Here is a 13433-nt window from a genome sequence, read left to right on the forward strand (position 1 = left end):
TTAACCTCTCGTTCAAATGATATTCATATTCAATAGTGGCGCTAAGTGTCCGGTTGAATCCCCGTTGAACCCCCAACAGATGGAGTCTGTGTCGTGACGTTGCGAGTCGTTCCCGAAAGCCTGGCAGGCGCCAGCGCTGCCATCGAAGCAGTGACCGCTCGCCTGGCCGCCGCGCACGCCGCGGCGGCCCCGTTTATCGCGGCGGTCATCCCGCCTGGGTCCGACTCGGTTTCGGTGTGCAACGCCGTTGAGTTCAGCGTTCACGGTAGTCAGCATGTGGCAATGGCCGCTCAGGGGGTTGAGGAGCTCGGCCGCTCGGGGGTCGGGGTGGCCGAATCGGGTGCCAGTTATGCCGCTAGGGATGCGCTGGCGGCGGCGTCGTATCTCAGCGGTGGGCTATGACCGAGCCGTGGATAGCCTTCCCTCCCGAGGTGCACTCGGCGATGCTGAACTACGGTGCGGGCGTTGGGCCGATGTTGATCTCCGCCACGCAGAATGGGGAGCTCAGCGCCCAATACGCAGAAGCGGCATCAGAGGTCGAGGAATTGTTGGGGGTGGTGGCCTCCGAGGGATGGCAGGGGCAAGCCGCCGAGGCGTTTGTCGCCGCGTACATGCCGTTTCTGGCGTGGCTGATCCAAGCCAGCGCCGACTGCGTGGAAATGGCCGCCCAGCAACACGTCGTCATCGAGGCCTACACTGCCGCGGTAGAGCTGATGCCTACTCAGGTCGAACTGGCCGCCAACCAAATCAAGCTCGCGGTGTTGGTAGCGACCAATTTCTTTGGCATCAACACCATTCCCATTGCGATCAATGAGGCCGAGTACGTGGAGATGTGGGTTCGGGCCGCCACCACGATGGCGACCTATTCAACAGTCTCCAGATCGGCGCTCTCCGCGATGCCGCACACCAGCCCCCCGCCGCTGATCCTGAAATCCGATGAACTGCTCCCCGACACCGGGGAGGACTCCGATGAAGACGGCCACAACCATGGCGGTCACAGTCATGGCGGTCACGCCAGGATGATCGATAACTTCTTTGCCGAAATCCTGCGTGGCGTCAGCGCGGGCCGCATTGTTTGGGACCCCGTCAACGGCACCCTCAACGGACTCGACTACGACGATTACGTCTACCCCGGTCACGCGATCTGGTGGCTGGCTCGAGGCCTCGAGTTTTTTCAGGATGGTGAACAATTTGGCGAACTGTTGTTCACCAATCCGACTGGGGCTTTTCAGTTCCTCCTCTACGTCGTTGTGGTGGATTTGCCGACGCACATAGCCCAGATCGCTACCTGGCTGGGCCAGTACCCGCAGTTGCTGTCGGCTGCCCTCACTGGCGTCATCGCCCACCTGGGAGCAATAACTGGTTTGGCGGGCCTATCCGGCCTGAGCGCCATTCCGTCTGCTGCGATACCCGCCGTTGTACCGGAGCTGACACCCGTCGCGGCCGCGCCGCCTATGTTGGCGGTCGCCGGGGTGGGCCCTGCAGTCGCCGCGCCGGGCATGCTCCCCGCCTCAGCACCCGCACCGGCGGCAGCGGCCGGCGCCACCGCAGCCGGCCCGACGCCGCCGGCGACTGGTTTCGGAGGCTTCCCGCCCTACCTGGTCGGCGGTGGCGGCCCAGGAATAGGGTTCGGCTCGGGACAGTCGGCCCACGCCAAGGCCGCGGCGTCCGATTCCGCTGCAGCCGAGTCGGCGGCCCAGGCCTCGGCGCGTGCGCAGGCGCGTGCTGCACGGCGGGGCCGCTCGGCGGCGAAGGCACGTGGCCATCGTGACGAATTCGTCACGATGGACATGGGTTTCGACGCGGCAGCTCCGGCCCCAGAGCACCAGCCGGGTGCCCGGGCGTCCGACTGTGGTGCGGGACCTATCGGATTTGCTGGCACGGTGCGCAAAGAGGCGGTCGTGAAAGCGGCGGGGTTGACCACGCTGGCCGGTGACGACTTCGGCGGCGGCCCAACGATGCCGATGATGCCCGGCACCTGGACCCATGATCAGGGCGTGTTCGACGAGCATCGCTGATAGCTGACTGGGCAGTGGCTGGCAAACAGCTGAGAGAGCACTCGAGAGCTATCGTCAGGGCAATGTCCGATGATGCTGAGCACCCGCGTTTGGGGCACTAGCAGCCACGATGATCCTTGTTGGGTTGCACCGCGGAGATGTCGGCGAAAATTGGCAGGGTTGCGTTGACGCAACCATGGCGCGACACGCGCGATAGGTCGCCCAACCGCGAGTGATCCCCGGCACTGCGAGTTGCGACGCCACCTGCCGCCACCAGTCGTCGGCCGTCGTCGACCGGTTGAGCAGGTCCGGAAAGCCTAAATCCATTGTTAGGCAACACTATTCATGTTCCATGCCAGCCATGCCGGCACGGACACGGGGCTCCGTCGAGAGGCCTTCGAGGTCGCCCGGCGGACCGCTGGCCGGTGGCACGTGCTACTCCCACGCTGCACGTTTGTCCCCAAAACCAGGGGGTCGGGTTAGATTTCGTCAGGAAGCCTGAGTACGGTCGTCTGCGCTGGCCGGCGTACCCGGCCGGGACAAACAACGATCGATTGATATCGATGAGAGACGGAGGAATCGTGGCCCTTCCCCAGTTGACCGACGAGCAGCGCGCGGCCGCGTTGGAGAAGGCTGCTGCCGCACGTCGAGCGCGAGCAGAGCTCAAGGATCGGCTCAAGCGTGGCGGCACCAACCTCACCCAGGTCCTCAAGGACGCGGAGAGCGATGAAGTCTTGGGCAAAATGAAGGTGTCTGCGCTGCTTGAGGCCTTGCCAAAGGTGGGCAAGGTCAAGGCGCAGGAGATCATGACCGAGCTGGAAATTGCGCCCACCCGCCGCCTTCGTGGCCTCGGTGACCGTCAGCGCAAGGCCCTGCTGGAAAAGTTCGGCTCCGCCTAACCCCGCCGGCCGACGATGCGGGCCGGAAGGCCTGTGGTGGGCGTACCCCCGCATACGGGGGAGAGGCGGCCTGACAGGGCCAGCTCACAATTCAGGCCGAACGCCCCGTGGGGGGAACCCGCCCAGGAGCGCCAGTGAGCGTCGGCGAGGGACCGGACACCAAGCCCACCGCGCGTGGCCAACCGGCGGCAGTGGGACGTGTGGTGGTGCTGTCCGGTCCTTCCGCGGTCGGCAAATCCACGGTGGTTCGGTGTCTGCGCGAGCGGATCCCGAATCTGCATTTCAGTGTCTCGGCCACGACGCGGGCGCCACGCCCGGGCGAGGTCGACGGTGTCGACTACCACTTCATCGACCCCACCCGCTTTCAGCAGCTCATCGACCAGGGTGAGTTGCTGGAATGGGCAGAAATCCACGGCGGCCTGCACCGGTCGGGCACTTTGGCCCAGCCGGTGCGGGCGGCCGCGGCGACTGGTGTGCCGGTGCTTATCGAGGTTGACCTGGCCGGGGCCAGGGCGATCAAGAAGACGATGCCCGAGGCTGTCACCGTGTTTCTGGCGCCACCTAGCTGGCAGGATCTTCAGGCCAGACTGATTGGCCGCGGCACCGAAACAGCTGACGTTATCCAACGCCGCCTGGACACCGCGCGGATCGAATTGGCAGCGCAGGGCGACTTTGACAAGGTCGTGGTGAACAGGCGATTAGAGTCTGCGTGTGCGGAATTGGTATCCTTGCTGGTGGGAACGGCACCGGGCTCCCCGTGACCCACGTCGTGACTAGTCAGTATTTAGCTTTCCAAGCCGCTCTACGCCGCCAGGAGAAATTTCACGTGAGTATCTCGCAGTCCGACGCGTCGTTGGCCGCCGTCCCCGCCGTGGATCAGTTCGATCCGTCGTCAGGTGCATCAGGTGGCTACGACACCCCGCTGGGCATCACCAATCCGCCCATCGACGAGTTGCTGGACCGCGTCTCGAGCAAATACGCCCTCGTGATCTATGCGGCAAAGCGTGCCCGGCAGATCAACGACTACTACAACCAGCTTGGCGAGGGCATCCTCGAATATGTCGGTCCGCTGGTTGAGCCGGGGTTGCAAGAGAAGCCGTTGTCCATCGCGTTGCGCGAGATCCACGCCGATCTGCTCGAGCACACCGAGGGCGAGTAGCAGGGCAGGCCTGAGGTGGTGGACCATAAACGGATCCCCAAGCAGGTAATAGTCGGTGTCTCCGGGGGCATCGCCGCCTACAAGGCGTGCACGGTTGTTCGTCAACTCACCGAGGCCAGTCATCGCGTCCGAGTCATTCCCACCGAATCCGCCCTGCGCTTCGTCGGTGCCGCGACCTTCGAGGCGCTCTCCGGTGAGCCGGTGTGCACCGACGTTTTCGCCGACGTTCCGGCGGTCCCGCATGTTCACCTCGGCCAGCAGGCCGATCTGGTCGTAGTGGCGCCGGCCACCGCCGACCTGCTGGCCCGCGCGGCGGCCGGTCGAGCCGACGATCTGCTGACCGCGACGCTGCTGACGGCGCGGTGTCCGGTGCTGTTCGCGCCGGCGATGCACACCGAGATGTGGTTGCATCCGGCCACCGTCGACAACGTGGCCACGCTGCGCCGCCGCGGCGCGGTGGTGCTCGAGCCCGCGACAGGACGGCTTACCGGCGCCGACAGCGGGGCCGGCCGACTGCCCGAGGCGGAGGAGATCACCACCCTCGCCCAGCTGCTGCTGGAGCGGCACGACGCCCTGCCCTACGATCTCGCGGGGCGAAAGCTGCTGGTTACCGCCGGTGGCACACGCGAGCCGATCGATCCGGTGCGCTTTATCGGCAACCGCAGCTCCGGCAAGCAGGGCTATGCGGTGGCGCGGGTGGCCGCCCAGCGCGGCGCCGACGTTACTTTGATCGCTGGGCATACCGCAGGGCTCGTCGATCCCGCCGGCGTCGAGGTGGTGCACGTCAGCTCGGCCCAGCAACTCGCCGACGCGGTGTCCAAGCACGCTCCGACCGCCGACGTATTGGTGATGGCGGCGGCCGTCGCCGACTTCCGGCCCGCGCAGGTTGCCACCGCCAAAATCAAGAAAGGCGTCGAAGGCCCACCGACCATCGAGCTGCTGCGCAACGACGACGTGCTGGCCGGGGTGGTGCGGGCCCGAGCCCATGGACAACTGCCCAACATGCGGGCCATTGTGGGCTTCGCAGCCGAGACCGGCGACGCCAATGGCGACGTGCTCTTTCATGCCCGAGCTAAACTGCGACGCAAAGGCTGCGATCTGTTAGTCGTCAATGCCGTCGGCGAAGGCAGGGCCTTTGAGGTAGACAGCAACGACGGCTGGCTACTGGCGTCCGATGGTACCGAGTCGGCATTGCAGCACGGCTCCAAGACACTGATGGCGAGCCGTATCGTTGATGCAATCGTCACGTTCCTGGCAGGCTGTAGCAGCTAACGGGTCCGGCGGCCGGTTCTGTACGGGTCCTGGACAGGTGCTGGACGATCCCTTGCTCGATTGGACGAGCTGAGATTGATGCCTGAGGATATAATTCGGCTAACTATTTATCGGAAGGATGACGATAGTGAGCGAAAAGGGTCGGCTGTTTACCAGTGAGTCGGTGACAGAGGGACATCCCGACAAGATCTGTGACGCCATCAGCGACTCGGTTCTGGACGCGCTTCTAGCGGCGGACCCGCGCTCACGTGTCGCGGTCGAGACGCTGGTGACCACCGGGCAGGTGCACGTGGTGGGTGAGGTGACCACCTCGGCTAAGGAGGCGTTTGCCGACATCACCAACACGGTCCGCGCACGGATCCTCGAGATCGGCTACGACTCGTCGGACAAGGGTTTCGACGGGGCGACCTGCGGGGTGAACATCGGCATCGGCGCACAGTCACCCGACATCGCCCAGGGGGTCGACACCGCCCACGAGGCCCGGGTCGAGGGCGCGGCCGATCCGCTGGACTCCCAGGGCGCCGGTGACCAGGGCCTGATGTTCGGCTACGCGATCAATGCCACCCCGGAACTGATGCCACTGCCCATCGCGCTGGCCCACCGACTGTCGCGGCGGCTGACCGAGGTCCGCAAGAACGGGGTGCTGCCCTACCTGCGTCCGGATGGCAAGACGCAGGTCACTATCGCCTACGAGGACAACGTTCCGGTGCGGCTGGATACCGTGGTCATCTCCACCCAGCACGCGGCCGATATCGACCTGGAGAAGACGCTTGATCCCGACATCCGGGAAAAGGTGCTCAACACCGTGCTCGACGACCTGGCCCACGAAACCCTGGACGCGTCGACGGTGCGGGTGCTGGTGAACCCGACCGGCAAGTTCGTGCTCGGCGGGCCGATGGGCGATGCCGGGCTCACCGGCCGCAAGATCATCGTCGACACCTACGGCGGCTGGGCCCGCCACGGCGGCGGCGCCTTCTCCGGCAAGGATCCGTCCAAGGTGGACCGGTCGGCGGCGTACGCGATGCGCTGGGTGGCCAAGAATGTCGTCGCCGCCGGGTTGGCTGAACGGGTCGAGGTGCAGGTGGCCTACGCCATCGGTAAAGCGGCACCCGTCGGCCTGTTCGTCGAGACGTTCGGTACCGAGACGGAAGACCCGGTCAAGATCGAGAAGGCCATCGGCGAGGTATTCGACCTGCGCCCCGGTGCCATCATCCGCGACCTGAACCTGTTGCGCCCGATCTATGCGCCGACCGCCGCCTACGGGCACTTCGGCCGCACCGACGTCGAATTACCGTGGGAGCAGCTCGACAAGGTCGACGACCTCAAGCGCGCCATCTAGCGTCGAGGGCGCGAGCAGACGCAGAATCGCACGCGGAAAGGCTTCCGCGTGCGATTCTGCGTCTGCTCGGCGCTAGCTGCTGATGCGGTAGTCGCCGAGGTCGAACCGCCGGCTGCGCCAGTAGGCTTCGACCGTGGTGGTTGGGCGCAACGGGACGTCACCGTTCTTGTCGAAGTAATAGCTGTTGGCCAGCCGACAACTGTCCTGCCAGAAGACCTGGCGGTGCCGGCGGCGCATCACCTCCGCGAAATAGCGAGCGTTGGCTTCTTCGGTCACCTCGATGCGGGTGGCGCCGGTGCGGCGGGCTCGCTTCAGGCACCGGATGATGTGGTGTGCCTGCGTCTCGATGAGCGCGAAGTACGACGACCCGACGTAGCCGTACGGTCCGAACACGGTGAAGAAGTTCGGGTAGCCGGGAACGCTGACGCCCTCATAGGCCTGCAGCCGATGCTCGTCCCAGAACCGGCTCAAGGACGCACCGCCAGTTCCGGTGACGGCATAGGTCGGGATGCTGTCGGTGTCTAGCACCTTGAAGCCGGTCGCCAGCACCAGCACATCGATCTCGTGGCTGGCGCCGTCGGTGGTGGCCACCGCAGTGGGTGTGATCTTGTCGATCGGCTCGGTGACCAGCCGCACGTTGTCCCGGTTGAACGTCGACAGATAGGTGTTGTGGAAGCCGGGCCGCTTGCACCCCACCGCGTATCGGGGGGTGAGTTGCTCGCGCACCACCGGATCGTGGACCTGTTGGCGCAGGTAGCGCCGTCCCGCTGACTCCATGTGCTTGGCCAACGGAAACACCGCGAAGTAGTGCGCCGCGATGGGGAACGTTGCTTCCACGAAGGCCTGGCTGAGCAGCCGGTGGACGGCTTTGCCGCCGGGAATCCGCATCGCCCAGCGGACGGCTGTGGGCAGTGGAACGTCGAATTTGGGGAAACACCAAATAGGGGTGCGCTGAAAAACGGTGAGGTGGGAGACAATTGGCGCCATCTCGGGAATGACCTGCACCGCCGAGGCCCCGGTGCCGATGATCCCGACGCGCTTGCCGGTCAGGTCCTGGGTGTGATCCCAGCGTGCGGTGTGCATGGTGACGCCTTCAAACGAGTCCACCCCGTCGATGTCGGGTAGTTTGGGCACCGTCAGAATGCCGCATGCGCTGATCAGGAACCTGGCTGTGATTTCGCCGCCCGGGTCCGTTTGCACCCGCCACAGGCTGTGCTCGTCATCGAACTCGGCGGCAAGCACCTTGGTGTTCAACCGGATCCGCGACCGGATGCCGTATTTGTCGACGCAGTGTTCGGCGTAGGCCTTCAGCTCGTGTCCGGGTGCATAGGTGCGCGACCAGTGCCGGCTCTGCTCGAAAGAGAACTGATAGGAGAAGGACGGAATATCCACGGCGATACCGGGATAGGTGTTCCAGTGCCAGGTCCCGCCGACACCGTCGCCGGCTTCGACCACGAGGTAGTCGCTGAATCCCGCCCGGTCGAGCTTGATTGCGGCGCCGATCCCGGAGAACCCGGCGCCGACGATCAGTGCGTGGTAGTCGGGCATCATCGCCTCCTCCCGATGACGTGTACTCCGTGCTTGGGTCGCAGGGTCAGCGTCGCCTCGAGTTCGACGTGATAGCCAGGGGCGAGGTCAAAGGTGAAGTGTTGACTCATGATTGCCGCCATCAAAACCATCTCCATCAGGGCGAAGCTCTGTCCGATGCAGATGCGTCGGCCGCCACCGAACGGCAGGTATGCGCAGCGAGGACGGTCCGTGGGGCACCGCAAAAACCGGCCAGGATCGAATCTATCCGGGTCGGGCCACCAGCGCGGGTCGTGGTGAATGTGGTGAATCGGGATGACGACGGTGGTGCCGCGGCGAATTCGGTGTCCGTCGATGATGTCATCATCGACGGCCTCGCGCGCGATTATCCACACCGACGAGAAGTAGCGTTGCGATTCCTGCAGGCACGCGGTGGTCCAGGCCAGCTTGCCCAGGTCGTCGGCGGTCGGGCGGCGCATGCCCAGCACGTCGTCCAGCTCGGTGAGCATGTGGTCGCGGGCCTGCGGGTTCAGCGCCATCAGATACCAGAACCAGGACATGGCGTTGGCGGTGGTTTCGTGGCCGGCGAGCATGAACGTCAGAGCTTCATCGCGTACTCGCTGGCGGGGCCAGATTCCGCCGTCGGCGCTCAGCAACACGTTGAGCAGGTCCGCGGAGTTAGTCGGCTCGGCCAGTCGCCGATCGATCACCGAGTTGATGGCGCGATCCAGGGTCAGCGTGATCTCTTGCATTTCCCGCAACGGCGGCGGCAGATGAACACCCGAGTAGATACACCAGATCAGCGTGTCGTAAACCGTCCGCGGCATCAGCCCCCACAGCCCCAGCCGCTCCAGCTTTTCCGCCCGCCGCAGGCCGCGAGTCGCAAGATCGTGCATGGACTGCACCAACGGCCCGAAGTCCTGGCTGAACAGGGCGTTGGCGACTACCCGCAATGTCGTCTCGACCATGCTTTGGTGCATGTCGAACTGCGCGCCGGGCACCAGCGCGGCGGTGACGTCGGCGATTGGGTCGATCATCAGACCGACGAGTCCGCGCAGGTGGCGCCGGGCGAAGGTCGAGTTTAACGCGCCGCGATGTCTTGCCCATGAGTCGCCCTCGTCGGTGAGCAAGTTAAGACCGGCGGTGGCCCGGATCGGTCCGTATTCGTCGGATTTGACATATTTCAGGCGGGCCTCGTGCAGCACATGGTCGACGTAGTCGGGGTGACTGATCGAGACAAAACGTCTGCCAGCACAACGAAATCGGGTGATGTCGCTGCCGCGTAGCCGGCCCAGGAAGCCGTCGCCGGCGTCGAATCCGATGGTGATGGCTTCCCGGGTCATCGTCCAGGTGCTCATCCGCTTGGCCGGTCCCTTCAGGGGCCGCTGGGTGGTGGCGGTGGCCATGACTTCACTGTATGGATGACGCTGACTGGCCCGAAATGAGACTATGGGACAAAGTGTTGTGAGTTTAGGACAGCCTCGTGGGACATCTACCGCCTCCGGCCGAGGTGAGGCATCCGGTGTATGCGACCCGGGTGCTGTGTGAGGTGGCCAACGAGCGCGGGGTGCCGACCGCTGATGTGCTGGCGGGCACGGCGATCGAGCCGGCCGACCTCGACGATCCGGACGCGGTGGTCGGTGCGCTTGACGAGATCACCGCGGTGCGCCGGTTGCTGGCCCGATTGCCCGACGACGCCGGTATCGGGATCGACGTAGGCAGCCGGTTCGCGCTCACCCACTTCGGGTTGTTCGGGTTTGCCGTGATGTCATGTGGCACCCTTCGCGAACTGCTTACCATCGCGATGCGCTATTTCGCGTTGACCACCATGCACGTCGACATCACGTTGTTTGAAACCGCCGACGATTGCCTGGTCGAACTGGATGCCAGCCACTTGCCGGCCGATGTCCGTGGATTCTTCATCGAGCGCGATATTGCCGGAATCATCGCGACGACAACGAGTTTCGCGCTTCCGTTAGCCGCGAAGTATGCGGATCAAGTATCGGCCGAACTGGCGGTTGACGCGGAATTGTTGCGCCCGTTGCTCGAGCTTGTGCCGGTGCACGACGTCGCATTCGGGCGCGCGCACAACCGGGTGCACTTCCCGCGTGCCATGTTCGACGAGCCGTTGCCGCAGGCCGACCGCCATACGTTGGAAATGTGTATTGCACAATGCGACGTGCTGATGCAACGCAACGAGCGACGCCGTGGCATCACGGCCTTGGTGCGCAGCAAGCTGTTTCGCGATTCCGGGCTTTTCCCAACGTTTACCGACGTTGCTGGCGAACTTGACATGCATCCGCGGACGCTGCGGCGTCGACTTGCCGAGGAAGGCACTTCGTTTCGGGCCTTGCTGGGCGAGGCGCGCTCCACCGTGGCCGTCGACCTGCTACGCAACGTCGGGCTGACGGTGCAGCAGGTGTCCACCCGGCTGGGCTACACCGAAGTCTCGACGTTCTCGCATGCGTTCAAACGCTGGTATGGCGTTGCGCCCAGCGAATATTCGCGCCGCGGGTAGACCAGCCCTTTTCAGGGTTTCGCGGCCCGCGTCGGTTTGGTCGGGTTAGGCGGGGCCGGGCTGGCCGGGCGGACCGGGTTGGCCGGGCTGGCCGAACAGGGTTCCCCCGGTCCCGCCGACGCCGCCGCCCCCGCCGTTGCCGGGGGTGCCATCGTTGCCGGCCCCACCGTTTCCGCCGGCGCCGCCGCCCCCGCCGTTGCCGATTAGGACGGCGGCCCCACCGTTTCCGCCGGTCCCGCCGTTGCCGCCGGTACCGTCCTCGCCGGCGGTGCCGCCCTTTCCGCCGGTCCCGCCGGTCCCGGCGTCGCCGATCAGGCCGGCGGCACCGCCTCGCCCGCCGGTCCCGCCGGCGCCGCCCTTGCCGAACACGCCGAAGCCGTCGCCGCCCTTGCCGCCGGTGCCGCCGGTGCCGCCGGTGCCGTAGAGTTGTCCGCCGTTGCCACCGGCCCCGCCGGCACCACCAATTCCGCCATTGCCGTCGGGCCCCTGGGCGCTGTGCCCGCCGGCCCCGCCGGTGCCGCCGTGGCCAATCAGACCGGCGGACCCGCCGGCTCCGCCAGCACCGCCAAGACCGTTCGGACTGGTGACGGTCCCGCCTGCCCCCCCGGTGCCGCCGTTGCCAATGAGTTGCCCACCAGCGCCGCCGGCTCCACCGGCGCCGCCGCCCTGGCCACGGATATCACCGCCGTTGCCGCCGGCACCGCCGTCGCCGATCAGCCAGGCATTGCCACCGGCCCCGCCGGCGCCGCTAATTGCGCCTTGCCCGCCGGTGCCGCCGGCACCGCCGTTGCCGATGAGCCCGCCGGTACCGCCGGCACCGCCCGCGCCCCCGAAGTTATTCTCCCCGACTTTGCCTCCAACCCCAGTTTGCCCGCCGTGCCCGCCGGCCCCGCCGCTGCCCGACAGGCCGCGGCCGTCGCCGCCGGTGCCGCCGGCCCCGCCGTTGCCTCCTGAGCTGACGCCGGTTCCGCCCTGCCCGCCGTGTCCGCCGGCGCCGCCGTCGCCGTGCAGCCAGCCACCACCGCCACCGGCGCCGCCGATACCCCCCGTGCCGCCGTCGCCGGACTTGCCGCCACCGACCCCCCCTTGCCCGCCGGTGCCGCCGGACCCTCCGCTGCCCCACAATCCGGCGGCGCCGCCGGCACCGCCGGCACCGCCGACACCACCGGGGTCGCCGGCCACCCCGACCCCGCCATTGCCGCCGGCCCCGCCGTTGCCCCACAGCCATCCGCCGGCCCCGCCGGCACCACCGGACGCGCCGGTGCCACCCAGGCCGCCGGCCCCGCCGTGGCCGATCAGCCCGGCCGCCCCGCCCGCACCGCCGGCCTGACCGGTGGCGCCGGACCCGCCGTTGCCGCCGTTGCCGTACAGGATCCCGCCGGCCCCGCCGGCCTGCCCGGTCCCCGGCGCCCCGTCGGCGCCGTGGCCGATCAGCGGGCGCCCCAGCAGCGCCATGGTCGGCGCGTTGATCGCACCCAGCAGCTGCTGCTCGACGTTGGCGGCCTCGGCGCTGGCATACGCGCCTGCCGTGCTCGTGAGGGTCTGCACGATCTGCTGGTGAAACGCCGCCGCCTGAGTGCTCAGCGCCTGATAGGTCTGCGCGTGGCCGCTAAACAGCGCCGCCACGGCGGCGGACACCTCATCGGCACCGGCGGCCAGCACACGCGTCGTGGCGGCCGCGGCCGCAGCATTGGCCGTGCTGATCGCCGAGCCGATGCTTGCCAGATCCGTCGCCGCCGCGCCCAGCATTTCCGGCTGTGCAAACAAAAACGACATGACCGTCCCCCTGAATCCTGTGGGTATGAGCAGACTTGTCGTGATCGTGCAGCATAAGCGCAGGTGATATAGGCCATCATTGGTAATGTTATAGAAACGTTATAGGTGATCTTGACCTTGTCAAATTGTTCGACAAGGAGTGCGGTCTTATTGCAACTTTGTTTATTAATGTCGCGCGGCCCGCGGCCTGGGACCTCCGTCGGACAGCGGCGACACGATGCAACTATGGGGGCCGCAGCGAGGTGTCGTCGGTGTCATGCCCGCGGTCGGTGCCCCGGCACCGCAAATGGTGGTTTCAGCTGCTCGAACATGGGGAAATGCCACACGTTGAGGGTTGCCAATTGCAGGCCCTGGACGTCGGCGGTAGCAGCTATCAGATAGTCGCCAAGTCCAATCCGGTTGTGGCTGCGACGATATCGGCGCATCATGTCGCCGGCGCGGCGTGCGATTACCTCGGTTGCTGGCTGTACCCGAAACGATGCAAGCAGGCGCCACACCTCGCGCCGTTCGGCGGTCCGCATTCCGCCGATGAGTTCGGCGGTGGACACCACGCTGATCGCCAGCGGTCCGTCCTTGCGGGCGCTGACAAGCCAATCGCGAGCAGCAACGACACCCCGCAAATGCGCGATCAGCACATCGGAGTCGACAAGGATCATGAGGTGGCGCGCCACACCTGGGCAAGGTGCTGTTCACGACCACCGGAGCGACGCACCGGCGGATCCAGGTGGCGAAGCGTGCCGAACGAATCGTTTATAGCCTGCAGGTCCGATGCAAGGTCGTCCCCAGCGGTGGTGAGGGCTCGGTTCAGCAGGAGGCGGATCAGCTCGGCGCGCGAAACACCTTCTTGCGCGGCCAACTTGTCGAGGCTTGCCGTCTGCTCCTCGTCGAGGTAGATGTTGGTCCGCTTCATACACCATATCATACATCACAATGTGCGGCCCGGGCG

The 13433-nt window shown here is 66.2% G+C and carries 13 protein-coding genes; 8 read left to right on the forward strand and 5 right to left on the reverse strand.

The genetic code is table 11. The features are described from left to right. The first annotated feature begins 93 nt into the window (after nucleotides 1–93). The 7 genes from FF952_RS07390 to metK all read left to right on the forward strand — a co-directional run bounded on the left by FF952_RS07390 (nucleotide 94) and on the right by metK (nucleotide 6666). Nucleotides 94–402 carry a PE family protein gene (locus tag FF952_RS07390; RefSeq protein WP_003407225.1) on the forward strand — a complete coding sequence of 103 codons (309 nt, stop codon included), beginning with the start codon at nucleotides 94–96 and terminating at the stop codon, nucleotides 400–402. Further along, nucleotides 399–2018: a PPE family protein gene (locus FF952_RS07395; protein ID WP_003407230.1), complete on the forward strand. Its 1620-nt coding sequence runs from the start codon at nucleotides 399–401 to the stop codon at nucleotides 2016–2018. The genes FF952_RS07390 and FF952_RS07395 overlap by 4 nt, the downstream gene beginning before the upstream one ends. A 560-nt stretch (nucleotides 2019–2578) precedes the next feature. Beyond that, nucleotides 2579–2896 carry an integration host factor, actinobacterial type gene (gene mihF / locus FF952_RS07400; RefSeq protein WP_003407240.1) on the forward strand — a complete coding sequence of 106 codons (318 nt, stop codon included), beginning with the start codon at nucleotides 2579–2581 and terminating at the stop codon, nucleotides 2894–2896. 134 nt (nucleotides 2897–3030) lie between these two features. Further along, the gene (gene gmk / locus FF952_RS07405) at nucleotides 3031–3657 is read left to right on the forward strand and encodes a guanylate kinase (RefSeq protein WP_003900331.1); all 627 of its coding nucleotides are present in this window, start codon (nucleotides 3031–3033) and stop codon (nucleotides 3655–3657) included. A 65-nt stretch (nucleotides 3658–3722) separates the two neighbouring features. Next, nucleotides 3723–4055 carry a DNA-directed RNA polymerase subunit omega gene (rpoZ, locus tag FF952_RS07410; protein ID WP_003407248.1) on the forward strand — a complete coding sequence of 111 codons (333 nt, stop codon included), beginning with the start codon at nucleotides 3723–3725 and terminating at the stop codon, nucleotides 4053–4055. A 15-nt stretch (nucleotides 4056–4070) separates the two neighbouring features. Continuing rightward, nucleotides 4071–5327, forward strand: a complete 1257-nt coding sequence (gene coaBC, locus FF952_RS07415; protein WP_003898859.1) for a bifunctional phosphopantothenoylcysteine decarboxylase/phosphopantothenate--cysteine ligase CoaBC — start codon at nucleotides 4071–4073, stop codon at nucleotides 5325–5327. A gap of 127 nt (nucleotides 5328–5454) precedes the next feature. After that, on the forward strand, nucleotides 5455–6666 hold the full coding sequence (metK, locus tag FF952_RS07420; RefSeq protein ID WP_003900333.1) for a methionine adenosyltransferase: 1212 nt from the start codon (nucleotides 5455–5457) through the stop codon (nucleotides 6664–6666). 72 nt (nucleotides 6667–6738) lie between these two features. Here metK and FF952_RS07425 read toward each other — a convergent pair whose 3' ends face one another. Both FF952_RS07425 and FF952_RS07430 read right to left on the reverse strand, forming a co-directional pair. Next, nucleotides 6739–8217, reverse strand: coding sequence for a flavin-containing monooxygenase (locus tag FF952_RS07425; protein WP_003407257.1), 1479 nt, complete (start codon nucleotides 8215–8217; stop codon nucleotides 6739–6741). Then, nucleotides 8214–9599 (reverse strand): cytochrome P450, encoded by a 1386-nt coding sequence (locus FF952_RS07430; protein ID WP_003407260.1) that lies wholly within the window; start codon nucleotides 9597–9599, stop codon nucleotides 8214–8216. Before FF952_RS07430 ends, FF952_RS07425 begins: the two co-directional genes overlap by 4 nt. 77 nt (nucleotides 9600–9676) lie before the next feature. Here FF952_RS07430 and FF952_RS07435 point away from each other — a divergent pair, with 77 nt between their 5' ends. Further along, a complete protein-coding gene (locus FF952_RS07435) occupies nucleotides 9677–10711 on the forward strand; it encodes an AraC family transcriptional regulator (RefSeq protein WP_003407264.1) in 1035 nt (344 codons plus the stop codon). Nucleotides 10712–10756: 45 nt separating this feature from the next. Here FF952_RS07435 and FF952_RS07440 read toward each other — a convergent pair whose 3' ends face one another. The 3 genes from FF952_RS07440 to FF952_RS07450 form a co-directional block, all read right to left on the reverse strand. Then, the gene (locus FF952_RS07440; RefSeq protein WP_031653809.1) at nucleotides 10757–12487 is read right to left on the reverse strand and encodes a PE family protein; all 1731 of its coding nucleotides are present in this window, start codon (nucleotides 12485–12487) and stop codon (nucleotides 10757–10759) included. A gap of 254 nt (nucleotides 12488–12741) precedes the next feature. Beyond that, on the reverse strand, nucleotides 12742–13143 hold the full coding sequence (locus FF952_RS07445; protein WP_003407268.1) for a type II toxin-antitoxin system VapC family toxin: 402 nt from the start codon (nucleotides 13141–13143) through the stop codon (nucleotides 12742–12744). Then, complete coding sequence (locus FF952_RS07450) at nucleotides 13140–13397, reverse strand: ribbon-helix-helix domain-containing protein (RefSeq protein ID WP_003407272.1); 258 nt, start codon at nucleotides 13395–13397, stop codon at nucleotides 13140–13142. Before FF952_RS07450 ends, FF952_RS07445 begins: the two co-directional genes overlap by 4 nt. Between the last annotated feature and the right edge of the window lie 36 nt (nucleotides 13398–13433).

Origin of the sequence: Mycobacterium tuberculosis complex sp. N0072, from assembly GCF_030323725.1 — a bacterium.
GTDB lineage: Bacteria > Actinomycetota > Actinomycetes > Mycobacteriales > Mycobacteriaceae > Mycobacterium > Mycobacterium tuberculosis.